19 protein-coding genes are annotated in these 24,866 nt (G+C 62.5%); 6 read left to right on the top strand and 13 right to left on the bottom strand.

Features of this window, described 5'->3' with window-relative positions; translation table 11 throughout:
- Positions 1-37 precede the first annotated feature (37 nt).
- Both ACFPN2_RS06400 and ACFPN2_RS06395 read left to right on the top strand, forming a co-directional pair.
- Positions 38-559, top strand: a complete 522-nt coding sequence (locus ACFPN2_RS06400) for a chemotaxis protein CheD (RefSeq protein WP_380595790.1) — start codon at positions 38-40, stop codon at positions 557-559.
- A gap of 14 nt (positions 560-573) precedes the next feature.
- Complete coding sequence (locus tag ACFPN2_RS06395; RefSeq protein WP_380595789.1) at positions 574-1,683, top strand: protein-glutamate methylesterase/protein-glutamine glutaminase; 1,110 nt, start codon at positions 574-576, stop codon at positions 1,681-1,683.
- Here ACFPN2_RS06395 and ACFPN2_RS06390 read toward each other — a convergent pair.
- Both ACFPN2_RS06390 and ACFPN2_RS06385 read right to left on the bottom strand, forming a co-directional pair.
- Positions 1,665-3,998 carry a putative bifunctional diguanylate cyclase/phosphodiesterase gene (locus ACFPN2_RS06390; protein ID WP_380595788.1) on the bottom strand — a complete coding sequence of 778 codons (2,334 nt, stop codon included), beginning with the start codon at positions 3,996-3,998 and terminating at the stop codon, positions 1,665-1,667. The genes ACFPN2_RS06395 and ACFPN2_RS06390 overlap by 19 nt on opposite strands.
- Positions 3,999-4,151: 153 nt before the next feature.
- The gene (locus tag ACFPN2_RS06385; RefSeq protein WP_380595787.1) at positions 4,152-4,781 is read right to left on the bottom strand and encodes a response regulator transcription factor; all 630 of its coding nucleotides are present in this window, start codon (positions 4,779-4,781) and stop codon (positions 4,152-4,154) included.
- A 277-nt stretch (positions 4,782-5,058) separates the two neighbouring features.
- On the opposite strand from ACFPN2_RS06385, the gene ACFPN2_RS06380 reads away from it, so the two are divergent.
- From ACFPN2_RS06380 to ACFPN2_RS06370, 3 genes are read left to right on the top strand one after another with little or no spacing between them, the layout of a single operon-like run.
- Positions 5,059-8,736 carry a response regulator gene (locus tag ACFPN2_RS06380; RefSeq protein WP_380595786.1) on the top strand — a complete coding sequence of 1,226 codons (3,678 nt, stop codon included), beginning with the start codon at positions 5,059-5,061 and terminating at the stop codon, positions 8,734-8,736.
- Between the two features lie 40 nt (positions 8,737-8,776).
- Positions 8,777-9,571: a CheR family methyltransferase gene (locus tag ACFPN2_RS06375; protein WP_380595785.1), complete on the top strand. Its 795-nt coding sequence runs from the start codon at positions 8,777-8,779 to the stop codon at positions 9,569-9,571.
- Positions 9,572-9,583: 12 nt separating this feature from the next.
- The gene (locus tag ACFPN2_RS06370) at positions 9,584-10,762 is read left to right on the top strand and encodes a sensor histidine kinase (RefSeq protein ID WP_380595784.1); all 1,179 of its coding nucleotides are present in this window, start codon (positions 9,584-9,586) and stop codon (positions 10,760-10,762) included.
- Here ACFPN2_RS06370 and ACFPN2_RS06365 read toward each other — a convergent pair.
- Positions 10,729-13,212: a PAS domain S-box protein gene (locus tag ACFPN2_RS06365; RefSeq protein ID WP_380595783.1), complete on the bottom strand. Its 2,484-nt coding sequence runs from the start codon at positions 13,210-13,212 to the stop codon at positions 10,729-10,731. The genes ACFPN2_RS06370 and ACFPN2_RS06365 overlap by 34 nt on opposite strands.
- Positions 13,213-13,455: 243 nt before the next feature.
- On the opposite strand from ACFPN2_RS06365, the gene ACFPN2_RS06360 reads away from it, so the two are divergent.
- Positions 13,456-15,090, top strand: coding sequence for a SulP family inorganic anion transporter (locus tag ACFPN2_RS06360; RefSeq protein WP_380595782.1), 1,635 nt, complete (start codon positions 13,456-13,458; stop codon positions 15,088-15,090).
- On the opposite strand, the gene ACFPN2_RS06355 is transcribed toward ACFPN2_RS06360, so the two are convergent.
- The 10 genes from ACFPN2_RS06355 to hemN form a co-directional block, all read right to left on the bottom strand.
- Positions 15,084-15,797 (bottom strand): sulfite exporter TauE/SafE family protein, encoded by a 714-nt coding sequence (locus tag ACFPN2_RS06355; protein WP_380595781.1) that lies wholly within the window; start codon positions 15,795-15,797, stop codon positions 15,084-15,086. The genes ACFPN2_RS06360 and ACFPN2_RS06355 overlap by 7 nt on opposite strands.
- Complete coding sequence (gene ccoS, locus ACFPN2_RS06350; RefSeq protein ID WP_380595780.1) at positions 15,790-15,957, bottom strand: cbb3-type cytochrome oxidase assembly protein CcoS; 168 nt, start codon at positions 15,955-15,957, stop codon at positions 15,790-15,792. The genes ACFPN2_RS06355 and ccoS overlap by 8 nt, the downstream gene beginning before the upstream one ends.
- Positions 15,954-18,419, bottom strand: a complete 2,466-nt coding sequence (locus tag ACFPN2_RS06345) for a heavy metal translocating P-type ATPase (protein ID WP_380595779.1) — start codon at positions 18,417-18,419, stop codon at positions 15,954-15,956. The genes ccoS and ACFPN2_RS06345 overlap by 4 nt, the downstream gene beginning before the upstream one ends.
- Positions 18,416-19,810, bottom strand: a complete 1,395-nt coding sequence (gene ccoG, locus ACFPN2_RS06340) for a cytochrome c oxidase accessory protein CcoG (RefSeq protein ID WP_380595778.1) — start codon at positions 19,808-19,810, stop codon at positions 18,416-18,418. Before ccoG ends, ACFPN2_RS06345 begins: the two co-directional genes overlap by 4 nt.
- Positions 19,807-20,103, bottom strand: coding sequence for a hypothetical protein (locus ACFPN2_RS06335; protein ID WP_380595777.1), 297 nt, complete (start codon positions 20,101-20,103; stop codon positions 19,807-19,809). Before ACFPN2_RS06335 ends, ccoG begins: the two co-directional genes overlap by 4 nt.
- On the bottom strand, positions 20,090-21,010 hold the full coding sequence (ccoP, locus tag ACFPN2_RS06330; RefSeq protein ID WP_380595776.1) for a cytochrome-c oxidase, cbb3-type subunit III: 921 nt from the start codon (positions 21,008-21,010) through the stop codon (positions 20,090-20,092). The genes ACFPN2_RS06335 and ccoP overlap by 14 nt, the downstream gene beginning before the upstream one ends.
- The gene (locus ACFPN2_RS06325; protein ID WP_380595775.1) at positions 21,007-21,180 is read right to left on the bottom strand and encodes a cbb3-type cytochrome oxidase subunit 3; all 174 of its coding nucleotides are present in this window, start codon (positions 21,178-21,180) and stop codon (positions 21,007-21,009) included. The genes ccoP and ACFPN2_RS06325 overlap by 4 nt, the downstream gene beginning before the upstream one ends.
- Positions 21,177-21,812 (bottom strand): cytochrome-c oxidase, cbb3-type subunit II, encoded by a 636-nt coding sequence (gene ccoO, locus ACFPN2_RS06320; RefSeq protein WP_380595774.1) that lies wholly within the window; start codon positions 21,810-21,812, stop codon positions 21,177-21,179. Before ccoO ends, ACFPN2_RS06325 begins: the two co-directional genes overlap by 4 nt.
- A 9-nt stretch (positions 21,813-21,821) precedes the next feature.
- Entirely contained in the window at positions 21,822-23,255 is a 1,434-nt protein-coding gene (gene ccoN / locus ACFPN2_RS06315) for a cytochrome-c oxidase, cbb3-type subunit I (RefSeq protein WP_380595773.1), read from the bottom strand.
- 222 nt (positions 23,256-23,477) lie between these two features.
- A complete protein-coding gene (gene hemN, locus ACFPN2_RS06310; RefSeq protein WP_380595772.1) occupies positions 23,478-24,851 on the bottom strand; it encodes an oxygen-independent coproporphyrinogen III oxidase in 1,374 nt (457 codons plus the stop codon).
- Positions 24,852-24,866 lie beyond the last annotated feature (15 nt).

Here is a 24,866-nt window from a genome sequence, read left to right as displayed (position 1 = left end):
CGGCAATGCCTGGTGGCTGGACTCACGCGGCAACGTCATGCTGACGACAATGAATGCTCCCGCGGTGACCGAAGTCGTTTTGAAGATCGGTCAATTTTACTTTGGCGGCGGTCAGACCAAGATCCGCACCCTGCTTGGCTCCTGTGTGTCGATTACGATGTGGCATCCGCGGCTGAAAATCGGCGGCATGTGCCATTACATGCTGCCTCAGCGCGGCACGGGCGGAACAGCGTCGGTGGCGGTCGAAGGCAACTACGCCGATGAAGTGATGGATATGTTTCTTCGCGAGCTGCGTAAAACCGGCACGCAGCCCAAGGACTACATCGTCAAGCTGTTTGGCGGCGGCTGTATGTTCGTCGACGCCCACGATACTCATCGGCCGCCGACTGATGTTCGCGAAGTGTCGACTCGCAATATCGCGGCGGGGAGAGCCCTACTCGCCAACCATGGCTTTACTCTCTCGGCCGAGCATACCGGCGGCTACGGCAGCCGCGTGCTCGTGTTCGAGTTGTGGAGCGGCGACGTTTGGATTCGTCGCGGCCAGGCTGTGCCGGCGTGAGGCAGATCAATGTCATGATCGTCGATGATTCGGCGGTCGTGCGTCAGGTCGTCAGCGACATGCTGACGCGCGACCCGCAGATCCAAGTCATCGCGGCGGTGTCCGATCCGGTGTTCGCGCTCGAGCGCTTGAAGACGCTCAGCCCGGATGTGATCGTGCTCGATGTCGAGATGCCGCGCATGGACGGCATTACTTTTCTGAGACGGCTCATGAGCGAGCGGCCGACGCCGGTCGTGATGTGCTCGTCGCTCACCGAAGCGGGCGCCGCGACCACGCTCGATGCGCTGGCGGCGGGTGCCGTGGCCATCGTTACCAAGCCGAAGATGGGCGTGAAGAATTTCCTGCTCGATGCGAGCACGGACATCATTGCTCAAGTGAAAGCCGCGGCTTCGGCGAATGTGAAGCGGCTGACTCCCTCGGCTCGCTCGGATTCGAGACCCGCGGCCGTTCTCCCGAGCCCGCTCAAGCCCGCTGCGGACGCCGGCCGGGCCGGGCAGAAGTTCACCGCCGACGCGGTGCTCGCTGCCACAACCGGCGCGATGAAACGCACCACTGAGCGCATCGTCGCGATCGGCACGTCGACGGGTGGCACTCAGGCACTCGAAGCGGTGTTGAAGGTATTGCCGAAGGATGCACCGGGCATCATTGCCGTTCAGCACATGCCTGAGCGATTCACTGCCGCGTTCGCCGACCGGTTGAACAAGATCTGCCAGGTCACCGTTCGCGAAGCGACTACGGGCGAACGACTGCTTCCGGGTCATGTGCTGATCGCGCCCGGCGGCAAGCATCTCATGCTCAAACGCAGTGGCGCCTACTACTACGCTGAAGTGCTCGACGGCGCGCTGGTGAATCGTCACAAGCCGTCGGTCGATGTCTTGTTCCGTTCGGTGGCGAACTGCGCCGGTCCGAATGCGATGGGCGTCATCATGACCGGCATGGGCGACGACGGCGCACGCGGACTGAAAGAGATGCGCGAGAGCGGATCGTCGACGCTGGCGCAGGACGAAGCGAGCTGTGTGGTTTTCGGAATGCCCAAGGAGGCGATCCGCCTTGGTGGCGCGCAGCGGACCCTGCCATTGAACGAGATCGCCGGCGCGATTCTGCTCTACGCGGCGGGCGCCTGAGCCATCGTCACTTGTAGCGCCCGAGCTTTCACGGTTTCGGTGAAGCGGCGCATTTCGTCCATCTCCTCCAGCAGCGCGCGGCACTGATCGACCGGGATCGGCTTGCTGAAGTAATAGCCTTGGCCGCGATGACAGCCCATCTCGCGCAGGTAGTCGAGCTGTTCGGCGGTCTCGATGCCTTCGGCGATGGTGTCGATGTTCAATTGCTTGGCCATGGCCAGCACGCCGCGCACGATGGCCGCGTCGCCGGCGTCGACGGTGATGTTTCTGACGAACGCCTGGTCGATCTTCACCGCGTCGATGGGCAGATGTTTCAGATAGCTCAGGTTCGAGAAGCCGGTGCCGAAGTCGTCCAGATAAACCTTCGAGCCTTCGTGGCGCAAGGTATCGATCATCACCACGCTCTTGGTCGAGTTCTGCAGCCACGCCGACTCGGTGACTTCGAACGACAGCCACTTGGGATCGAGCTCGTGCTGAAGCGCCAGCTCGTGGCAGCGGGTCGGGAAGTCGGTGCGCTCGAACTGCAACGGCGCCACGTTGACGGCTACCGGCACCAGCGGCACCTCGGCCTGCTGCCAGGCGTGCAGTTGTTTGATGACCATAAGCAGGATCTGCTCGCCCAGCGGCACGATCAGACCGCTCTTTTCCGCCACGGGAATGAAACGTCCGGGCGAGACGACGCCGAGCTCCGGATGTCGCCAGCGCGCCAGCGCTTCGAATGAAGTGAGCCGGCCGCTCTGCAAATCCACCAGCGGCTGGAATTCCAGATAGATCTGCGAGGTGCCGATGGCCCGGCGCAGCGCCTGTTCGATGGCGACGTGCTCGGCCAGCTCGGTGTTCATATTCGCGTCGAACAGCTGGAAGTTGTCACGGCCCAATTCTTTAGCGCGATACAGCGCAATGTCGGCATGTTTCAGCAGTGCCTCCGCATCCATGCCATCGTGCGGATAAACCGCAACGCCAATGCTCGCGGTCATCGAGACAGTGATATCGCTCAACGGAATGGGCTCGCGTACCGCTTCCAGCAGGCGGCTGGCCAACGCTCGAATCTCCAGCATGCTCTCCAGCATCGGCGCAACCACCACGAACTCGTCGCCGCCGGAACGGATCACGATGTCGGCGGGGCGCGTGGCCGCCTGCAAGCGCTGTGCGACGATCTTGATCAATTGATCGCCGATGCCGTGGCAGCGCGATTCGTTGACGTGTTTGAAATGGTCGAGGTCCACATACAGCAGGGTGAGCGGCCGACCGCTCTCCGAGGCTTCATGCAGCAGCTGCGGCAGACGTTTGCGCAGGTACACGCGATTCGGCAGCTCGGTCAGCGAATCGTGCTCGCCGACGTGATCGAGCGTCTGGCGATGACGCCGCTCCGCCGCGACCTGCCGCTCCCAGCTTTGTTTGAGTCGCAGCACCAGGAAGGTTAAAGATGCGACGCAGGCGAGCAGCACCAGAGCGATAGTGCCGATCAGCATCAATGTGGTGCGACGACCGAGCGTCGCGATATCACGAGTGCTGGGCGCGCTCAGCAGGGCGACCGGCTTGCTGTGGATGTCTCGTAGCAACGCGTAACTCATCGCTCGCTCGTCGTCGAGGTTGGCGCCGAAGGTCATCGGGCTGCCGGCGGTCGCGACCCACCCGCGCACCTCGTCGGGCAGCCGGGCGTACTCGAGCTCGTCGCCCGAGACCCGGGTCATGGTCACCGGCAGCTGACTGGTCTGGCCGATGCGAGCGATCTCGTCCGGATCGAAAAAGCGAAGGAACAGCAGCAGGGCGCCGGTGGGGGCGCTCTTGTCGGAACGATTGATCTCGACGATGGAAAACGCCATCGGGCCGCGCGGCGTATCCACGATGCGCCCAACCGGCGGGCGGTTGTGCCAGTCCTGCGGATCGCTGCGCAGATGGCTGGCGAATCGCAGCAGTCCGGGCGGCGCCGGAAAGCGCAGCCGCCGCTCATCTTCGAGCAGCTCGGCCGAGAACATCAGCTCGCCCTGGGGATTCAGGATCGCGACCATGTCGACTTCCATGCTCGCCAGGGAGTCGGGCGTGAAGTTCACGTCGACGAACTGCTGGGTGGGCTGCTGGATGTAGTTGTACATCTGGTCCCACTGGCCGTAATCCCGCGTGCTGATGGCCAGCTGATTCAGATCGGCGTCTATCCCCTGAACGATCTGCTCCGCCTTCTGCGCGGTACGCGCGTCTTCGATAGTGTCGAAGCGGCTGACAAACAGCTTCGCTGCAACGGCCAGGGTCACGGCGAGCACGGTGCAAGCCGAAAAGATGCCGAGCGCGAGTCTGGTGCGGGAGCCGGATGCCACTGGGAACCGAGGTGAAGCCAGGAAACGATCAAGTGGCGCGATTCAACATCACATCGCGGCGTTTCGTCATATCGAAACGCACATTCCCGGGGAAATGAGGGAACGCCTCATCCGGCGAAGAGGCGTTCGCTGTGCGGGCCGGGAGCGGCGGTCTCAGGCGTTGCCCATGCCGGACTGAATGATCATGTGCATGCGGACCAGATGGGCCAGCGACTGCGCTCCCATCTTGTCCATGATGTTGCCGCGATGGACCTCGACGGTGCGCTCGCTCAGCCCCAGGTCGAGCGCGATCACTTTGTTGGCGCGCCCGTCCACCACCAGCTGCAGGACTTCTTTCTCCCGGGCGCTGAGCGTGAGGAAACGGGAGCGGATGTCGGCGTGCCGGCGGATACCTTCGCGATTCTGCGCGTCCTTCTTGATGGCTGCGTTGACCCGGTCGATCAGGTCCTGGTGCCGGACCGGCTTCTCCAGGAAGTCGAACGCGCCTTCGCGCATGGCTTCCACCACCATGGGAATGTCGGCGTGGTTGGTGATCAGGATCACCGGCAGCAGCGAGCCGATGCGGTTCAAGTGACGTTGCAATTCCAGCCCGCTCATTTCCGGGAGGCGGACGTCCAGGATCAAGGTGCCGGGCTGCGAAGAATCGAGCTTCTCCAGGAACTGAGAAGGCCGGCTGTAAGAAATAGCGACATGATTGGCGGCTTGCACGACAGCCGTCAGTACATCGCGGACCTCATCGTCGTCATCCAAGATATGGACGACCGGGTGCGCTGCTTTATTCATCCCCACCTCTCCCTGATGTCCCATCTCGCGTTTGCAGTTTACATCGCGCGGGAAAACAAGGCATCTGACGCCATTTTGTTGTTGTTACCACCGTTGGAGCGGCAACGGAGCGCGACATGGCAATGATCGGTGCAAGGCGACTTTCGGCCCCATCGCGTCGTCGGCAGCGAATGCTGTAGGCGCGTTAACTACCGATTGCTCCCGGCACCCGCCATATCTATCGTCCTGCGCGACTATAACTTCCGTCCGCCCTCGATGTTGCAACAGTTACTGGAACATGCACGCCAGCTCGTTTGGACAGACCGGGCTGGCTGACCCTGCCCCCAATAGGGACTTCAGCGCCACGGCGGGCTTCGATACCGGGCCGTCGGTTGCCGCCATCCCATTAGAACCCGCCCGTCGCTCATTACTGTCTGTCGGTGTGCGCATCGGCGCGGGCTTCGGTGTTGCGCTGCTGTTGCTGGCGTTGTTCAGCGTGGCGGTGAATTCACGGCTCAAGGCAGCGGGCGAAGAACGACAGTGGGTGCAACATTCACTGGAAGTGCTCAAGGCGAACGAGCATGCGGTCGGCCTGATCCGCCTGGCGGAGGGAGCGACTCGCGGCTTCAAACTGACCGGCCACCCGGTGTTCCGCGAGCAGTTCGATACTTCGTTCGTCAATGTCGAGCGCACGCTCACCGAACTCAGGTCGCTCACGGCGGACAACTCCACCCAGCAGCAACTCATCGGCACCCTGGTGCCCCTGGTTCGACAACGTTTCGAGTCCTTGCGACTGTTGCTCGACCCGCAGCGTCCGGATACGGTTGCAATGGTCGCCAGTGGCCTGGCCCTCATGGATCGTATCGACGGGCTGACCCGCTCCATCGAAGTGGAAGAAGGGCGCTTGCTGGACGAACGGCGGGCGCGTGCCACCGATAACGAGCGGATGACGCAGCAAGTCGTCATGTACGGATCGATCACGGTGGTGGTGCTGATCGCGTTCGTCGGCTGGCTCGTGACTCGCAGCATCCTGCGTCCGGTAGCGGCGTTGTCGGAAGGCGCTTCGCGAGTGGGTCGAGGCGATTATCAGCAGGCTGTGGCGGTTGCACGGGACGACGAGTTGGGCCAGCTTGCCGTGATGTTCAATCGCATGGCGGCCCAGATCGCCGCCCGCGAGCAGGCGCTGGCCGAACAGGATTGGATGAACAGCAGCCTGGCGCGCTTGTCACGTTTGCTCGAAGGGGCTCGCGATCCAGCCAAACTGGGCGCGAAGGTGCTCTCGGAGCTCGCCATTCTGGTCGGCGCGAAACAATCGCTGATCTACGCTCCGCAATCGGATACCTCAGACACCCTCGAGCTGCAGGCCAGCTATGCCGGCGAAAATCCGCCGCAGCGGATCGCTCGCGGCCAAGGCTTGATCGGTCAATGTTTTCGCGACGCCAACGGGGTCGTGCTGGACAAGGTGCCCGAAGATTATCTGCGCGTCAGCTCGGCGCTCGGTCAGGCGAAGGCGGCACAGGTCGTAGTGATGCCCGCCGTGTTCGAGGGCAAGGTCAAGGCCGTGCTGGAGCTGGCCACGCTGACCAGTTTCTCCGGGGCACAACTCACATTGCTTCGTCGCTTCTGCGACAGCTTCGCCACGGTGCTGCACGCCCTGCAAGCCTCGCTGAGGACCGAGGAGCTGCTGGAAGAAGCGAATGCCATGTCGGAGAAGCTGCGCGAGCAGCAGACCGAGCTGCAGCAGGCCAACGTTGAAATGGAACAGGTCAACGAGGAGCTGCAGCAGAGCAACGTCGAGATGGAAGAGAAGGCGACGGTGCTTCAGGAGCAGCGCGAGGCGCTGGAGCGCGCCAACAAGGAAGTCGAGCGGGCCCGCCTCTCGCTGGAAGACAAAGTGCAGCAGCTGGCGCTCAGCTCCAAGTACAAGTCCGAGTTCCTGGCCAACATGTCACATGAGCTGCGCACGCCGCTCAACAGTTTGCTGATTCTTTCGAAGATCCTCGCCGAGAACAACGAGGGCACACTGACGGCCAAGCAGGTCGAGCGGGCCAACACCATCCACGGCGCCGGCAACGATCTGCTGGAACTGATCAATGACATCCTCGATCTGGCGAAGATCGAGTCGGGCACGGTCACGGCCGATGTGGCGCAGGTGCGGATTGCCGACATCACCTATCAGATGCGCCAGGCGTTCGATCACGTTGCCGAGAATGCGCATCTCAAGTTCACGGTGGACGTGGGCGCCGATGTGCCGTCCACGCTGGTGACTGATGGCCGCCGCTTGCAACAGATCCTGCGCAACCTGCTGTCGAATGCATTCAAGTTCACGTCCAAGGGCGGCGTCACGCTCAAGATCGAGCGCGTGACTTCAGGATGGGGCGGCCATGCTTCGGCGTTGGCGAACGCGGATGCCGTCGTCGCCTTCCGGGTCATCGACACGGGCATCGGCGTTCCCGAGGACCGTCGTGAAATCGTGTTCGAAGCTTTCCAACAGGCGGACGCCGGTACCGCGCGGCGGTATGGCGGCACCGGGTTGGGACTGTCCATCAGTCGCGAGCTCAGTCGTTTGTTACAAGGCGCGCTCTCGCTCGAGAGCAAACCGGGCGTGGGTAGCACATTCTCGTTGTACCTGCCGGTGACGCTGACCCCCGACGCGCCGGCTGTGAAAGCGCCCGAGCCCCAAATCGCCCGCCTCACGCCGCGTGCGGTAGTGGAAGAGTCGAAGCTTGCCGATATCGATGCGTTCGATGACGCGCCGGAAGTTGCCGATGACGATCGCTCCAACCTCGCGCCGGACGATCGCATTCTGCTGATCATCGAGGACGATCGTAGTTTCTCCGCGGTGCTGGCCGACTTCGCTCGCGAGAAAGGATTCAAAGTCATCATCGAACGGTCGGCGCAGGAAGCGATTCGTGCCGCGCGACGTTTCAAGCCGAGCGCGATCACGCTCGATCTGCTGCTCAAGGACAGCAACGGTTGGGCGGTGCTGGATCGCTTGAAGCACGATCCGGAACTGCGACACGTCCCGGTTCATGTGATCTCGGTGGAAGATCAGCGCGAGCGGGCGCTCATGCAAGGCGCGCTGACGTTCCTGCAAAAGCCCGTCACGCGCGAAATGTTGGATGGCGTGCTCGGCGAAACATTGGCGCTGCTCGACAGCCCGGCGCGTCGGCTGTTGATCGTCGAGGACGACGAGCGTCAGCGTCAGGCGGTGGTCGATCTGTTCAATGCCACCGACGTTGAAATCGTGGCGAAAGGCACGGCGGCCGAAGGACTGCAGGCGCTGAGCGAAAGTCATTTCCACTGCATGATCGCGGACTTGATGCTGCCCGACATGAGCGGCGCCGACATGATCGCGACCATGCACCGCCGGCTCGGTAGGAGCTCGCCGCCGGTGGTGATCTACACCGGCAAGCCGCTGTCGCGCACCGAAGAGACCGAGCTGCGCGCGGTGTCCGAAGCCATCATCATCAAAGATGCCAGCTCGCCTGAGCGGCTGCTGGACGAGACGGCGCTGCTGTTGCATTACCCAGCGTCGCGTCTGCCGGAATCGCGGCGCCAGCTGTTGGAGCGTGCGCGCAAAGAAGATCCGCTGCTGCGAGGACGAAGCGTGCTGGTCGTGGACGACGATGTGAGAAACATCTTCGCCATCACCGCCGGCCTCGAGAGTCATCACATGCGCGTGCGTTACGCGGAGAGCGGTGCCGCCGCTATCGAGATCATGCAGTCGCCGGAACATTTCGACGTGGTGCTGATGGACGTAATGATGCCCGAGATGGACGGCTTCGAGGCGATCCGCCGGATCCGTCGCATCGAGCGGCACGCGAATCTGCCCATCATCGTGCTCACCGCCAAAGCCATGGCGCGGGCGCGTGAGGAATGTTTGAAATCCGGCGCCTCGGACTATCTGGCGAAGCCGGTGGATCTGGATCAGCTGCGCTCCATGCTGCGAGTGTGGCTGTACAAGCAGCGCTAGCCCAGTGGACGCGCACGGACATGACGCCCCAGGACTGGAGTTGCATCAGTTCCTGGACCGTCTGTTCGATCTCAGCGGCGTGGATCTGAGCGGTTACGGCAAGCGCGCCTTGTATCGGCGCGTGCGTAGCCTGATCAGTGGCGAAGGCCTGTCGGGCATCGGGGAGCTGAGCGATCGCATTCGTGACGATCCCCGCTTTCTCTCGCATGTGCTCGACCGGCTCATGCTGCGGGTCACGACCATGTTTCGCGACCCAGGTTTCTTTCGTTTGTTTCGTGAGCGTGTCGTGCCGTTGTTACGCACGTATCCGTATCCGAGGCTCTGGGTCGCCGGCTGCTCCACCGGGCAGGAAGCCTATTCGCTGGCGATTCTGTTGCGCGAAGAAGGGCTGTATGACCGCTGCCGCATCTATGCGACCGATCTCAACGAGGTCGTGCTGGAGCAGGCACGCTCGGGCGTCTTGCCGCTGGCGGCGCTCGAGGAATACGAACAGAACTATCGTGCGGCCGGCGGCATACGTGCGCTGTCCGACTATTACATGCGCGGCACGACCTCGGCAGTGATCGATCCTGCGGTGCTGGATCGGATCGCCGTGTTTCGTCACGACCTGGCGCGCGATGCATCGTTCAACGAGTTTCATGTGATTTTCTGTCGCAACGTGCTGATGTATTTCGACGAGGCGTTGCGTTACCGGGTGTATCAGCTGCTCAGCGACAGCCTGGTGCGACTGGGATTTCTGGGACTGGGACAGAGCGAGTCGTTGCACCTGACCCGGCACGAATCGGATTATGAATTGCTGTCGCGGCGCCACCGGCTGTATCGCAAGGCATGTTGAGGGAGTTTGGCGATGATCAAAGCGGCTCACAAATCGAACATTCTGCTGGTCGACGACGAGCAGGCGAATCTGGACGCGCTGGAGGCCGTGCTGGAAGGGCTGGGGCAGAATCTGATCACCGCCCGGCGCGGCGAGCAGGCGCTCAAGTGCGTGCTGGAATATGACTTCGCCGTGATCCTGCTCGATGTGCAGATGCCGGGCATGAGCGGCATCGAGGCTGCGGCGCTGATTCGCGGGCGTGAAAGATCGCGAGCCACGCCGATCATCTTTCTCACCGGCATGATGCGCACGGCGGAGATGGTGTTCAGCGGCTACTCGGCCGGTGCGGTGGATTATTTGATGAAGCCGCTGGAGCCCGAGGTGCTGCGCGCGAAGGTGGCGGTGTTCGTCGAGCTGGATAAAGCGCGGCACGAGCTGGAGCAGGAGATCAGCGAGCGCGTGCGCATCGCCGAGCAGGTCACGGAGTTGAACAGTGCCCTGCGCGAGAAGAACGACGATCTGTTGGCGGCCAATGCCGATCTCGAGTCGTTCTGTCATTCGGTCTCGCACGATTTGCGCATGCCCCTGCGCCACATTCATTCCTATGTGTCGATGCTCGAAGCGTCGGCCGGCGCCAAGCTCAACTCGGAGGAACGGCGGCACGTCCAGACCGTACAGAAGGCGGCGCTGCGCATGACCCGGTTGATCGACGATCTATTGGCGTTCTCACGTATCGGACGCGCGGCCATGCATCGGCAACGCATTCGCATGGATGACCTGATCGACGAAACCTTCCAGGAGCTGGGGCCGGAGTTGAGCGATCGGCACATCGATTGGGAGCGTCGCGCCATCCCGGACACCGTGGGCGATCCGCAGCTGATGAAGCAAGTGTGGGTGAACTTGCTGGCGAACGCCGTGAAGTACACGCGGCCGCGCGATCCGGCGAAGATCGAGATCGGTGCCGATGTGGGCACCAACGAAGTCGTTTACTACGTCAAAGACAATGGCGTGGGCTTCAACATGCAGTATGCCGATCGCTTGTTCGGCGTGTTCCAGCGCCTGCACGCGGAGAAGGATTTCGAAGGCACGGGCGTCGGTCTGGCGAACGTGCGACGTATCGTGCAGCGTCACGGCGGCCGCACGTGGGCGGAGGGCGCCGAAGGGCGCGGTGCGACGGTTTATTTCTCGATGCCCATCGCGGGCAACGCCTGAGGGCTGCACCAGCGCTGCAAGGTTCGCTCGAAGTCGGCGACGGAGTAGGGTTTGGTGATGTAGTCGTCCATGCCCGCCTGCAGACAGCGGTCGCGGTCCTCGCTCATGGCATTGGCAGTGAGTGCGACGATCGGTGTATGGCGGCCCAGGACTTGCTCTCGCTCGCGAATGGCGCGCGTTGCTTCGAAGCCGTCCATTTCCGGCATCTGACAATCCATGAAGATCAAATCGTAGCTCTGCAGCGAGGCGCGCTCGCAGGCAATGAGACCGTTCTCGGCGAATTCCACCTCACAGCCGAGCTTGGCCAGCAGGCGGGTCGCCAGCATACGATTGACGGCATGATCCTCGACGACCAGCACTCGCGGAGCCGATGTACTCGAGCACCGCCGATCGGCGGCGTCGAGGCTGGCATCCAATTTCAGGACCCGATTCGTCGCGGTCAACTCCGTGCGCTGAGCGGACGGCAGCGTGAACCAGAACGTCGACCCGACACCCGATTGGCTGTGCGCGCCGATCTGACCGCCCATCAATTCCACGAGCTGTTTGGAGATCGCGAGGCCCAGTCCCGTGCCACCGTATTTGCGCGTGGTGGAGGAGTCGGCCTGTGTGAACTTGGAGAACAGGCGAGGGAGCTGATCGGGCGTGATGCCGATGCCCGTGTCCTCCACCTCAAAACGTAACATGCCATCGGCGTCCACGGCGCGAATGATGACGCGACCGGTTTCGGTGAACTTGATCGCGTTCGACGCGAGATTCACCAGCACCTGTCGCAAGCGACCGGCATCGCCGAGCACGATGGCGGAAACGCCCGACGGCCACTGCACGTCGAACTCCAGTTGTTTCTCGACCGCCCGCGGGCGCAACAGCGCGAGCACGTCGCTCGCAATTTTTCTGGCATCGACTTTCGCCAGCTCGACTGAAACCCGGCCCGCTTCGATGCGCGAGAAATCCAGAATGTCGTCGATGATGGTCATCAGCGCCCGGCCGGAATCGCGGATGGTGCTGGCCATCGACTGCTGCTCGGGATTCAGCGGCGTCTGCAACAGCAGATCGGTGAAGCCGATGACGCCGTTCATCGGCGTGCGGATCTCGTGGCTCATGGTGGCCAGGAATTCGCTCTTCGCCTTGCTGGCGTCTTCGGCGGCGTTGCGCGCTTTGATCAGCTCGGCTTCGGCGATCTTGTAAGGCGTGATGTCCTGATAGGTGCCCAGCACGCCCCACACTTCGCCACGCGCGTCGATGAGCGGCACCTTGCTGGTGGTGCGCCATTCGATTTGATCGCCGTCCATGAGCTGCTGTGCATGATTCAGCACCGGCTGGCGATGTTCCATGATGTGCCGATCCTGAGTGCCGTCGGGTTGGGCGCCGGCCCAGGCCACTTCCCGATCGGTCTTGCCGACGATATTTTCCACGCCCACGTCGGATTTGAAGTTCCGATTCGCGCCGAGGAAGCGGCCTTCGCAATCTTTCCAGAACACTCGCTGCGGTAGCAGGTCGATGACCGTCTTGAGCAGAGCTTCGGATTGCTCCGCCTGGCGCACAGCCTGCTTGAGCTGTGAGATTTCGATGGCCGTGCCGGAAATTCGTAACGCCAGACCGTTCGGGTCGCGCTTGTTGACCGAGCCGCGAAACAGCAGTGATACCCAGTGGCCGTCCCGGTGACGCATGCGTGCCTCGCTCTCGAAGTACGCGGTTTCGCCGTGACAGTGCCGTTCGATCTGATGCATCGTGTTCGCGAGATCGTCCGGATGCATATTGCGATTCCAGGCGTCGCGCGGCGTGTGTGCCACTTCCTCGCTGGTGTAGCCGAGCATCGCGCCCCAGTTGCCGTCGAACTCCACCGAGTCGCGCACCAGATCCCAATCCCACAGGCAGATGCCGGAGCCGTCGATGGCCAGCGCATGGCGCTCACGCAATCGAACCAGCATCGCCTCGGTTTTCTTGCGCTCTGTGATATCGATGCAGACTGACGTGTAGCGGACCACTCGGCCCGAGCCGTCGGTGGCCGGGATGATGGTCATGTCCAGCCAGAAGTCCTCGCCGTTCTTGGCGCGATTACAGATCTCGCCGCGCCAGGGCTGACCCGTGGCGATGTTCCGGTACATTTCCATGAAGAACTTGCGGGGGTGAGCTCCCGAGTTGATCACGTTGTGATTGCGACCGAGCAGTTCCTCTCGCGAGTAGCCACTGACGCGACAGAACAGCTCGTTGACGTGGGTGATGCGGCCGCTGCCGTCGGTGCTCGACACGATGCTGCAACTGTTGAGCACGTCGAGCTCGCTTTCCAGCTCGTGCAGGCGCGCATGCAGCCCGCCCACGAAGGGACGAGCCAGTAACGAGCACAGCAACTGCAGGGGCCGGTACCAGGTCCGCGGCAGGGGCTTGCCCTGCATTTGCGCATGCCGGCGCTGCGACAGCGAACCGGCACCGATGAAAGCGGACAATGGCATACGTCGACTATCGGACAGAATGTGTGGCACGGCGTGTGCCGCTGTCACAACGGTTCATCATGAATTGCCGGTCCGAGCCGGTTTAGGCAACCGCCTTATGCCTGGACGAGGGTCCCGCACGAGCAGCAGGTCGTCACTACGGACTGACACTTATGTCATGCGGGGCATTGGTTGTTTGCTGCCCGGGGCGCTGCCGCATAATCTCGCGGGGCATCCCCTACACAGACTTAGGGAACATTCTCGATGATTGCGATTCTGGAGGCACATCGCGCCGGCCTGCTGGGCCGCGCCCAGTGGGCACGAAACATCGTCTCCGGCGTCGTCGTGGGCGTAGTGGCCCTGCCGCTGGCCATGGCGTTCGCGATCGCCTCGGGCGCGAAGCCCGAGCAGGGCCTGTACACGGCCATCGTCGCCGGACTGCTGGTCTCGATGTTCGGTGGCAGCCGTCTGCAGATCGCCGGACCGACCGGCGCGTTCATCGTCATTCTCTCGGGCATCACCGCCGAGCACGGCATCGATGGCCTGCAGATCGCCACGCTGCTCGCTGGCGTGATGCTACTGCTGCTGGGCATTGCGCGACTCGGCGCCATCATCAAGTTCATTCCCGATCCGGTGATCCTGGGCTTCACCGCCGGCATTGCCGTGGTCATCTGGGTCGGTCAGTGGCATGACTTCTTCGGGCTGCCCGCGGTGGAGGGGCGACACTTCCACGAAAAGCTCTGGCATTCGTTGCAGGCGTTTCCGCAGGCACAACTCGGCACGACCGCGCTGGCGGCTGCGACGCTGCTGATCGTGCTGTTCACGCCGAAGGTGTCTGCTCTCAAGCGCGTGCCGGGGCCGCTGCTCGGCCTGCTGTTCGCCACCCTCGTGCAGGCGATGTTTCATATCAAAGGCGTGGCGACCATTGGCTCGGCGTTCGGCGGCATTCCACGCGGCCTGCCTTCGTTGCAAATGCCGGCAATCACGGTGGATCGGGTCATCGAGCTGATCGGGCCCGCGTTCACCATCGCGATGCTGGGCGCGATCGAGTCGCTGTTATCGGCTGTGGTTGCCGACGGCATGGCCGGCACTCGTCACGATTCGAATCAGGAATTGATCGGGCAGGGCATCGCCAACATGGCGGCGCCGTTGTTCGGCGGCTTCGCGGCCACCGGTGCGTTGGCAAGAACGGCGACCAATGTTCGTAACGGTGGCACCAGCCCGCTCGCCGGCATCACGCATGCGCTGACGTTGGTGCTCATCGTGCTCGCGCTCGCACCGTTAGCTGTGCACATCCCGTTGGCGGCACTCGCGGCGATTCTGTTCGTGGTCGCATGGAACATGAGCGAGGCGGGCCACGTCGTCAAAATGGTTCGACGCGCACCGCCGGCCGACGTGGTGGTGCTGTTGGTGACGTTCGGGCTCACGGTGTTCGTGGACCTGGTTGTGGCTGTGAACATCGGTGTGATCGTCGCGACGTTACATTTCCTGCGCCGGATGTCGAGCAGCGTGGAAGTGCAACAGCAGACGCATCAGGACCTGAGTCGCGAGTTCGCACATCGCGGGCTGAGCTTTCCGCCTGGGGTGCTGGCCTTTGCGGTGGAGGGGCCGTTCTTTTTTGGTGCGGTGGAGAACTTCGAGCGGGCGCTGGCGAGCACGGGCACCGATCCGGAAGTGCTCATCATCCGGTTGCGCTGGGTGCCATTTATGGACATCACCGGGCTGCAGACGCTGGAGGAAGTCATTCGCGGTCTGCAGCGGCGCAAAGTGCGTGTGATGTTGACTGGCGCCAACGAGCGAGTGGCCGGCAAGCTGCGTCGGGCCGGCATCGTCGATCTGATCGGCCCGGAAAACTTTTGTGACAACCTCGAGGCGGCGCTGAGCCGACTGAATCAATGATGATGCGCGTGGCCCGTTGCGGGGATCGACACCCAGATCATCCAGGCGCCAAACAACAGCAGTAACGCACCGCTGGCGAATCGCGGCCAGCGGCTCTTGAGGAAACGTTGCATCTGAGAGGCGAGCACACTGCTGGTCAGCATCGAGGGCAGCGTGCCTAAGCCGAACGCGAGCAGAATCGCCGCTCCATTCCATGCGTGGCCGCTGAGGGCCGCGAACAGCAACATCGAGTAGACCAGTCCGCACGGCAACCAGCCCCACAGAAAGCCGAGCGCGATGGCGTGCGTGTGGCCGGTCAATTTGCTCGTACCGAGCGTGAACGGTTGCAGCTGACGCCAGAACTTGGCGCCCAATGTTTCCAGCCATCGCAGCGGGTTCCACGGCGACAGCATTCGCAGAGCGATCAACATCAACAGCACGCCGCTGGCGATGCGTAATGTCGCGCCGACGCGTGCGAGGTCGAGCACCGCTTGCAGCGAGGCGCCGATCAAGCCGCAGATTGCGCCGGCCATTGCATATCCGCTCAGCCGACCGACGTGATAGGACAGGGCATTGGTGAATGCGCTACCAGGACTCGTCGCGGTGGTGCGTGCTCGCATGCCGAGAGCGCCTGCCAATCCGCCGCACATGGCAAAACAATGAGCGCTGCCGGCGACACCGGCGATGAACGCAGCCGACAGACTGATGGCGTCGGTCGCGTCAGCCATCTTGATTCGGGGCATCGGCTGGAGCGTCGTCGCGCAACGCGTCCCAGCCCGGCGATTCCAGATCGTCGAACTGGCCGGTGTTCACGGCCCAGAAGAAGCCCCAGCCGGCGAACACCACCAGCGCCAGGCTCAGCGGAATCAGAACGAACAGAATGCTCATGCCGTCGTCTCCCGCAGATGTGCGGATGTCATGGCCGATGGCGCAGCGGTGCTTCGGGACGCGCGCGGCAACAGTCGAGTCGAATTCAATACTACGGCGACCGAGCTGAGCGACATGCCCAGCGCCGCGAGCCACGGCGGAATGAAGCCGAGCGCGGCCAGCGGGATCGAGCCCAGATTATAGATCGCGGCCCACAACAGATTCTGTTTCGCGATCCGCAAAGTGCGTCGTGCGAGCAGGACGGCTTCAGGAAGGGCGGCCAGATTGTCACTGACCAGCACCAGCCCGGCACTGGCATGAGCCAACGCCGCGCCTCGGCCCATCGCGATAGAAACATCGGCGGCGCCCAGCACCGGAGCATCGTTTACGCCGTCGCCGATGACGGCAACGCGCTTGCCTTCCTTCTGGAGGTTCAGCACGTGCGTAAGTTTCTCCTTCGCCGTGCGCCGGGCGAAAGACTCAGCGATGCCACACTGCTGGGCCACAGCTTGTACGGCTCCATGAGCATCGCCGCTGAGGATTTGCGGTTCGATGTTCAGCGAGCGCAGCTGGTCTACGGCGCTGTGCGCGGCGGGTCGGAGCGAGTCGGTGAGCTCGAACCACGCGAGCGCATGGTGCTCATCGCCCAGCATGATGACACTGCCGATCAGTTCGGCGGGTGGCGTCAACCGATGCTGTTCCTGGCGGAGCTCGGCGACGAAGTCGGGCGTGCCGATGCGATACAAACGACCGTCGACTCGTCCCTGCACGCCGCGGCCGGCGACAGTCTGTAGATCCTCAACGGTGCCCTTGTCGAGATAAGGCACGAACGCACGGGCCAACGGATGTTCGGAAGCTCGTTCGAGCAGGGCTGCAATCTGCAGGCATTGCGGCGCGGACAGACCGTCCAGTGAGGTGCACTTGGAAACTCGCAGCTCGCCTCGAGTCAGCGTGCCGGTCTTGTCGAAGACGATGTGATCCACTTTCGCCAGGCTTTCGAGCGCGTCCGGATCGGTCAGGAGGATGCCGTGGCGCCCGAGGCTCGCTGTCGCGGCGGCGAGTGCCGCGGGCATGGCAATCGCGAAGGCGCAAGGACAAGCGACGACGAGTACCGCCAGTGTGGCAGCAAAGGCTTGCGACGGGTCGATCGCCAACCATGCCGCGCACGTGAGCCCGGCTCCGATCAGTACGTAGCCGAGAAACTTACCGGCGGCGGCGTCGGCATTGCGAGCCAGCGCGGGCTTGTATGTTTGAGCTCTCTGCATCAGCGCGACGATGTGAGACAGCGCGGTGTCGGCACCCAGCGCTGTGATCGCGATGCTGATCGGGCCATCGACGTTGATGGTGCCCGCGACAACGCGCTGGCCCAGTTGATGTCGGACCGGCAGCGACTCGCCAGTGAGCATGGCTTCGTCGATATGAGCTTCGGTGTCGAGCAACTGGCCGTCCGCCGGCAGCACTTCGCCCCGACGCACCTGGATCACGTCGCCGACGCGCAGTGAGGTCACCGGCACATCTTCAATCCCATCCGCGCCGATTCGATGGGCAATCGACGGCAACTGTCTCGCCAGCGCATCGGTGACGCCCGCCGTGTGCTGGCGAACGCTCATCTGCACGAAGCGCCCGAGTGTCAGGAAGAAAATAAACATGGTGACCGAGTCGAAGTACACCTCGCCGCCGGCGCCATTGAACGTGTTCCACACGCTCGCGCCATAGGCGAGGACCAGCGCGATGCTCACTGGCACGTCCATGCCGATCGAGCGGCTTCGCAGACTGTTCCACGCGCTCAGCAGAATCGGCGCGCCGGCATAGAACATGACGGGCGTCGCCACCAGCAGGCTGACGAAGCGGAAGTAGTTGAGCAGCGACGGCTCCATGATCTCGTGCGCGAGCTCGGCCGAGTAGACGGCGACCGCAAACATCATGACCTGCATCATGCCGAAGCCCGCGACGGCCAGGCGCTTCAGACTGTCGCGTCGTTCCTGACGTAACGCCCGAGTGACGGTTTCATCGGTGACCGGATGCGGGGTGTAACCAAGCTGCGCGATGGTGCGCATGACATCGGCGAGGTTCAGTTTGGTGCCGTCCCACATGACGCTGGCGCGGCCGGTCGCGGCGTTCACGCTCACGTCGTGGATGCCAGCGTGCCGTCGTAAGACTTGATCGATCAGCCAGCTGCATGCCGAGCAGCGCAGGCCCTCGATCAGCAACGTGACGGATGTTTGTCCCTGCGTGGTCTGTGTGAACTGAGCAGCGAATTGCGGATCGGCGTAGACGCGCCACTTGTCGGTCTGATTCTGTTCGCTCGGGCGCACCGAATTGCCGTCGCGATAACGATAGAAATCGCCGAGGCCGGTGCCGGCGATGAGCTCGGCGACGGCCTGGCATCCACTGCAGCACACAGGCTCATCGCGCTGCTCGACGCGTGCAACCAGCGTCGATCCTCGCAACGGCTCACCGCAATGGAAGCAGAAAGTGGTCATCGAGCCACCGGGGCGATGAAGCGCGCCTTGGACTTGGCTTCGATGACGCCGTCGTCGGAATGAACCACGATCTGAATATCCCGACCCCCGCTGATGGCGCTGCTAGGAGCGCGCACGCGGACGGCCACGCTCACGACTTCACCAGCGCCGACCCGTTGCAAGTCCCGATCGGTATCGACCGTGACGCCGTCGATGCCTTCAGCGCCGATGCGCAGCGCGTGCTCACGCGTATCCTTGTTGATAAATCGGATGGTGTAGACGTTCTCCACCAGGCCGCCTTCGATGGAACGATACAGGGCATTGCGGTCGCGGAGCACGTCGACTTCGACCAGGTGACGATTCGCGACCGCCACGCCGAATCCGACGATCAATGCCAGCAGCACCGTGCCGTAAATGATGGTGCGCGGCCTGACGACGCGGGTGGGCTTGTTATCCATGGCGTTCTGGGTCGTGTAACGAACCAGTCCGCGCGGATAGTTCATCTTATCCATCACGTCATCGCACGCGTCGATACAGGCGGCGCAGGCGATACAGTCCATTTGCAGGCCCTGACGAATGTCGATACCGGTCGGGCACGCCTGCACGCACAGCTTGCAGTCGATGCAATCGCCGAGCCCTTTGCTTTTGGCATCGACGTTGCGTGCGCGAGAGCCGCGAGGATCGCCGCGCTTGGTGTCATAGGAAATCACCAGGGTATTACGATCGAACATCGCACCCTGGAAGCGCGCATACGGGCACATGTACTTGCAGACTTGCTCGCGCATGTAGCCGGCGTTGCCATAAGTGGCGAAGCCGTAGAACAGAATCCAGAACAGCTCCCAGCCACCGACGGTTGCCGTCAGCACCGAGCCTGTCAGCGTGCGCACCGGCGTGAAATAACCGACGAAGGTGTAGCCGGTGTAGAGCGCGAAAGTGATCCACAGCAGTTGTTTGCCAGTCTTGCGCGCCACTTTTTCGGGGGACCACGCCGACTTGTCGAGTCGCATGCGCTGCTGACGATTGCCTTCGGTCCAGCGCTCCATCCAGACAAAGATTTCGGTCCACACCGTTTGCGGGCAGGCGAAGCCGCACCACAAGCGGCCGGCCAGGGCGGTGAAAAAGAACAAGGACAAGGCCGCGATGATCAGCAGCCAGGTCAGCAGGAAAAAGTCCTGGGGAAAGAACGTCAGGCCGAAGATATAGAACTTGCGCGCGGGCAGATCGAACAGCACCGCCTGCCGGCCGTCCCACTGTAGCCACGGCATCGCATAAAACAAACCGAGCAGCGCGATGGTGGCGGCGACGCGCAGCCGGTTGAAGCGACCCGCGACCTCGCGCGGATACACCTTCTGATGAGCAATATAAAGGCCGCCGTCATTGTTGACGGGCTGCGGAGCGCGAGCGGGATTCATCGAGGTTCCCTGTCCGCCGCGCTGTTTCGGGTCTCGATCAGGTAGGCGGTGAGAAAGCTGGCGATGGCGGACATCATCCAGAAAAAGAAAAAGCCGACGGTGTAGCCGGCGCGACGATCGGCCAGCCACGCCGGCGGCGCGACATCATCCACGAGCAGTTGCGGGTCGAAGAAACCGAAGAACACCAGCGTGGCGACGCAGGCCGCGAGGAACGAAGCCCACAGCAGCACTCCCAGATCTTCCAGGAAGTGCGGCCAGCGGGACTGCGACGTGGGCTGTTCAGTTTGCGACATGCATCTCGGGCTCGCTGAGACTGAGCACGTAAGCGGCGAGCAATTTCACCTTGGTGTCGCCGAGCAAGTCTTTGTGAGCGGGCATCTGGTTGTCACGACCATTGGTGATGGTTGCACGCACGGTGTCGAAGTCACCGCCGTGCAGCCAGACGTTGTCGGTGAGGTTCGGCGCGCCGAGCATCGCATTGCCCTTCGCGTCCACGCCGTGACAGCCGACACACATCATCGCGAAGCGCTGCTGACCGGCGGCGACCCAGTCAGCCGGCGCTTTGCCGCCGCTCAAGCTCACGACATAGGAAGCAACTTCTTTCACGCCTTGTTCGCCGAGCGCGCTGCCGAGTGCCGGCATCATGCCGTGACGGCCCTGCGCGATGGTTTCCAGCACGCGATCTTCATCGCCGCCCCACAGCCAATCCTTATCGGCGAGGTTGGGAAAGCCCTTCGCGCCGCGCGCATCCGAGCCGTGGCAGCCGGCGCAGTTGGCGCCAAACAAGTTCTTCGCGGTCGCCATGGCGCTGCCGTTGTTGGCCAGCTCCTTCAGCGAGCGATCTTTCAACGAGGCCAGCTTCTCTTCGAATTTCGCGCGTTGCTGGGCAACTTGTTCTTCATACGCACCCGCGGAGCTCCACTTCGACGTGCCGGCAAAGTTGCCCATGCCGGGATAGAAGGTGAGATAGCCGGCGCCGAAGAGAATAGTGATGATGAACAGGCCCAGCCACCAGCGTGGCAGCGGGTTGTTCATCTCTTCCAAATCGCCGTCCCAAACATGGCCAGTCGTGGCCGAGTCTTCGGATGCATCGTTTGCGGCCACGCGCGTGCGCGCGGTCCACCACATGAGCCACAGACAGGCGACGATGTTGATCGCGGTGAAGACGATGATAAAAACACTGGCGGGTTGGCGGATCATCGCGGCTGTTCCGGGTTCGAGTCTTGATCTTCGAGAGGCAGGCGCGCCATGCGGTCGAAGTCCGGCTGACGGTTCTTGTTCCAGGCCCAGGCCCACAGGGTCATGAAGGCCAGAAACAAGATCAGTGTCAGTAACCCGCGCACCAACCCTACGTTCAGTTCAATATTCATTTCTGCCCCTTCGCGGAACCATCGGCGGCCTTGGGCTCGCCATAAAACTTCAGGCCTTGCATGTAAGCGATCAACGCTTCCATCTCGGTGCGGTTACGCACCGCTTCCGGCGCGGCTGCGATTTCCTCTGCCGTGTACGGCACGCCGATCTTCTGCAGCGCCTGCATCTTTGTTTGGGTGCCGGCGGGATCGAGGGTGCGTTCGGCGAGCCACGGAAAGCCGGGCATGTTCGACTCGGGCACCACGTCGCGAGGATTGGTCAGATGGATGCGATGCCATTCATCCGTGTAGCGACCGCCGACGCGCGCGAGATCCGGGCCGGTGCGCTTGGAGCCGAACTGGAACGGATGGTCGTACACCGCTTCCCCAGCGATGGAGTAGTGACCGTAGCGCTCGGTTTCGGCCGGCAACGGTCGCACCATCTGCGAGTGGCAGTTGTAACAACCTTCGCGCACGTACACGTCACGGCCTTCGAGCGCGAGGGCTGAGTACGGCTTGATGCCCGGCGACGGTTCGATGACCGAGCTCTGCATGTACAGCGGGGCAATCTCTACGAGGCCGCCGACACTGATGACGACGGCAATGAGAGCTCCCATCAACGCAATCTTCTTTTCAACGAGTTCGTGTTTCATGATGAGCGATCAATGACTGGTGGCGGGAGCGAGCACAGGCGAATCGACCGGCTGCGTGTCGCGCACGGTGCGCCACACGTTGTAGGCCATGATCAGCATGCCGGTCAGGAACATCAGGCCGCCGAGCAGTCGGATGGCGTAGTACGGATACGTTGCCTTGAGGGCTTCGACGAAGGTGTAGGTCAACGTGCCGTCGGCGTTCACCGCGCGCCACATCAAGCCCTGCATCACGCCGGCGATCCACATCGAGGTGACGTACAACACGATGCCGATGGTGGCGACCCAGAAGTGCGCGTCCATGAGCTTCACGCTGTACATCTGCTGCTTGCCGAACAGTCGCGGAATCATCTGATACATCGCCGCGATGGTGATGAAGGCAACCCAGCCGAGCGCGCCGGCGTGCACGTGACCGATGGTCCAATCGGTGTAGTGCGACAGCGCGTTCACCGTCTTGATGGACATCAGCGGGCCTTCGAACGTCGCCATGCCGTAAAACGACAGCGACACGACCAGGAACTTCAGGATGGGATCGGTGCGCAGGCGATGCCACACACCCGACATGGTCATCAAGCCGTTGATCATGCCGCCCCACGACGGCGCCAGCAGAATCAGCGAGAACACCATGCCCAACGACTGCGCCCAGTCCGGCAGCGAGGTGTAGTGCAGGTGATGCGGGCCGGCCCACATGTAGATGGAGATCAGCGCCCAGAAGTGCACGATGGACAAGCGATAGGAATAAATCGGCTTGCCGGCCTGCTTGGGCACGACGTAGTACATCATTCCGAGGAAGCCGGCGGTGAGGAAGAAGCCCACCGCGTTGTGGCCGTACCACCACTGCACCATGGCGTCGACGACGCCGGAGTAAACGATGTACGACTTGGTCGGCGAGACCGGGATTGCGATGTTGTTGACGATATGCAGGACCGCGATGGTGATGATGTACGCGGCGAAGAACCAGTTCGCGACGTAGATATGTTTCACCTTGCGCTTGACGATGGTGCCGAAGAACACCACGCCGTACGACACCCACACGATCGCGATCAGCAGATCGATGGGCCATTCCAGCTCGGCGTATTCCTTGCTCTGAGTGATGCCCAGCGGCAGCGTGATGGCCGCGGCCACGATCACCGCTTGCCAGCCCCAGAACGTGAACGCGGCGAGCCGATCGCAAAACAGTCGTGCGTGACAGGTCCGCTGCACGATGTGGTACGAGGTGGCGAACAGCGCGCAGCCGCCGAACGCGAAGATCACGGCGTTCGTATGTAGCGGACGCAGGCGGCTGTAAGTCAGCCAGGGAACATCGAAGTTCAACGCCGGCCACAACAGCTGCGCGGCGATGAACGCGCCCACCGCCATGCCGACGATGCCCCAGACGACGGTCATGATCGCGAACTGGCGAACGACCTTGTCGTTATAAGTGGCGGGCAAATCATTCGCGGACATCTAGGGGCCTCGTTACGGTGTTGGTGTCGGCGTAACAAAGGTACCGTGCAGCGCTTTTTTTCTAATTACGGAGACCCCGAGAGAGACTGCGCACCAGCCCTGAGTGGGATGCCTGATACAGGCTGCGAATTCCGACTGGTTCTCATTTCGACGTGGGGATAACGTCGAATACGATCACGCCCTTCGCATCATGCGAAGCGCGCGTTCAGGGTTTGCCTGAGATCAGATGACCTTGGAGAACTGCGTGCTCGCGGCTCGCGGCAGGTACGCGTCGAAGACCATGGCGATCGTGCGCAGGAGCGAGCGTCCGCGTTCGGTGACGTGGATGGTGTCGGCGTCGCTGGTAATCAGCCCGTCGCCGGCTAATGCATTCAGCGCCACCAGCTCGCCCGCGAAATAGTTGCTGAAGTCGAGCGCGTAACGTCCTTCGATTTCGCGCATCGACAGCTCGCCTTTGCACATGAGCCGTTGAATGACTTCACGGCGCAATACATCGTCGACGCTCAATGCGATGCCCCGTTCGACCGGCAGCCGCCCTTGATCGAGCGCTGCGTAGTAGCCGGACAGGTCCTTACGATTTTGTGAGTAAGAGGTGCCGACCGCGCCGATGGCGCTGACGCCCAGACCGATCAGATCGCAGTCGCCGTGGGTCGAGTAGCCTTGGAAGTTACGATGCAGGCTGCCGTCGCGCATGGCGCGGGCCAGGTCGTCATCGGGCAGGGCGAAGTGATCCATGCCGATATAAACGTAGCCTGCTTCTGTGAGTCGTTCGACGGTCAGCGCGAGCAACTGCAAGCGTGTGTCCGCGTCGGGCAGCTGGTCGGTATGAATCGCTCGCTGGGCTTTGAACAGGCGAGGCATGTGCGCATAACCGTAGGCAGCGATCCGATCGGGGCGCATCCCGATGACGGTATCGAGCGTCTGGCCGAAGCTTTCGACGGTTTGCAGCGGCAGACCGTAAATCAGATCGAAGCTCACCGAGCGATAGTCCAGCGCGCGGGCCTGAGCCATGCATTCGGCGATCTGCGCCGGGCTTTGCTCACGATTGACGGCGTGCTGGACTCGGGGATCGAAGTCCTGAACGCCGAGGCTGAGCCGGTTGAAGCCGAACTGCGCCAGCGTGGGCAGGGTGTTGGCATCGAGCGTGCGCGGATCGATCTCTATGGAGAACTCGCGGCGCTCTGAACGATCGATGCTGAAATGTCTGCCCAGGTGATCGAACACGCCGCCGAGCTGCGCCATCGTCAGATAGGTGGGCGTGCCGCCGCCGAAATGCATCTGACGCACACTCCGGCGCCGCTCGAACAACGAGCCCTGCAGCTCGATCTCACGACGCAACCGTTTCAGGTATTGCTCGGCGTGGACCGGATTCCGCGTGATGATCTTGTTACAGCCGCAATAGAAACAAGGCTTCGCACAGAACGGCACGTGCACGTAAATCGACAGCGGTCGCGGCGCGCCGGCGTTACTCAGGAACGCGACGCGCCGGTAACTCTGCTCGTCGAAACCGGAATGAAACTGAACCGCCGTCGGATAGGACGTGTAGCGCGGTCCGTGGCTGTCATAACGACGAATCAATGCAGCGTCCAGTTTCATTCGCGGCCTTGCGCG

This window comes from Steroidobacter flavus (genome assembly GCF_042651805.1).
Classification (GTDB): Bacteria; Pseudomonadota; Gammaproteobacteria; order Steroidobacterales; family Steroidobacteraceae; genus Steroidobacter; species Steroidobacter flavus.
Note: the sequence above shows the minus strand (reverse complement) of the source record. Positions and strands in the feature narration are given on the sequence as shown.

What these genes read in the sequence shown, in the direction of transcription:
- ccoS (WP_380595780.1), bottom strand. Translation starts at nt 15,957, where the DNA reads ATGAGCATTCTGTTCGTTCTGATTCCGCTGAGCCTGGCGCTGGTGGTG.
- ACFPN2_RS06345 (WP_380595779.1), bottom strand. Translation starts at nt 18,419, where the DNA reads ATGACCACTTTCTGCTTCCATTGCGGTGAGCCGTTGCGAGGATCGACG.
- ACFPN2_RS06395 (WP_380595789.1), top strand. Translation starts at nt 574, where the DNA reads ATGATCGTCGATGATTCGGCGGTCGTGCGTCAGGTCGTCAGCGACATG.
- ACFPN2_RS06360 (WP_380595782.1), top strand. Translation starts at nt 13,456, where the DNA reads ATGATTGCGATTCTGGAGGCACATCGCGCCGGCCTGCTGGGCCGCGCC.
- ACFPN2_RS06365 (WP_380595783.1), bottom strand. Translation starts at nt 13,212, where the DNA reads ATGCCATTGTCCGCTTTCATCGGTGCCGGTTCGCTGTCGCAGCGCCGG.
- ccoG (WP_380595778.1), bottom strand. Translation starts at nt 19,810, where the DNA reads ATGAATCCCGCTCGCGCTCCGCAGCCCGTCAACAATGACGGCGGCCTT.
- ACFPN2_RS06355 (WP_380595781.1), bottom strand. Translation starts at nt 15,797, where the DNA reads ATGGCTGACGCGACCGACGCCATCAGTCTGTCGGCTGCGTTCATCGCC.
- ACFPN2_RS06335 (WP_380595777.1), bottom strand. Translation starts at nt 20,103, where the DNA reads ATGTCGCAAACTGAACAGCCCACGTCGCAGTCCCGCTGGCCGCACTTC.
- ACFPN2_RS06325 (WP_380595775.1), bottom strand. Translation starts at nt 21,180, where the DNA reads ATGAATATTGAACTGAACGTAGGGTTGGTGCGCGGGTTACTGACACTG.
- ccoP (WP_380595776.1), bottom strand. Translation starts at nt 21,010, where the DNA reads ATGATCCGCCAACCCGCCAGTGTTTTTATCATCGTCTTCACCGCGATC.
- ACFPN2_RS06385 (WP_380595787.1), bottom strand. Translation starts at nt 4,781, where the DNA reads ATGAATAAAGCAGCGCACCCGGTCGTCCATATCTTGGATGACGACGAT.
- ACFPN2_RS06370 (WP_380595784.1), top strand. Translation starts at nt 9,584, where the DNA reads ATGATCAAAGCGGCTCACAAATCGAACATTCTGCTGGTCGACGACGAG.
- hemN (WP_380595772.1), bottom strand. Translation starts at nt 24,851, where the DNA reads ATGAAACTGGACGCTGCATTGATTCGTCGTTATGACAGCCACGGACCG.
- ACFPN2_RS06400 (WP_380595790.1), top strand. Translation starts at nt 38, where the DNA reads ATGCTGACGACAATGAATGCTCCCGCGGTGACCGAAGTCGTTTTGAAG.
- ccoN (WP_380595773.1), bottom strand. Translation starts at nt 23,255, where the DNA reads ATGTCCGCGAATGATTTGCCCGCCACTTATAACGACAAGGTCGTTCGC.
- ccoO (WP_380595774.1), bottom strand. Translation starts at nt 21,812, where the DNA reads ATGAAACACGAACTCGTTGAAAAGAAGATTGCGTTGATGGGAGCTCTC.
- ACFPN2_RS06380 (WP_380595786.1), top strand. Translation starts at nt 5,059, where the DNA reads ATGCACGCCAGCTCGTTTGGACAGACCGGGCTGGCTGACCCTGCCCCC.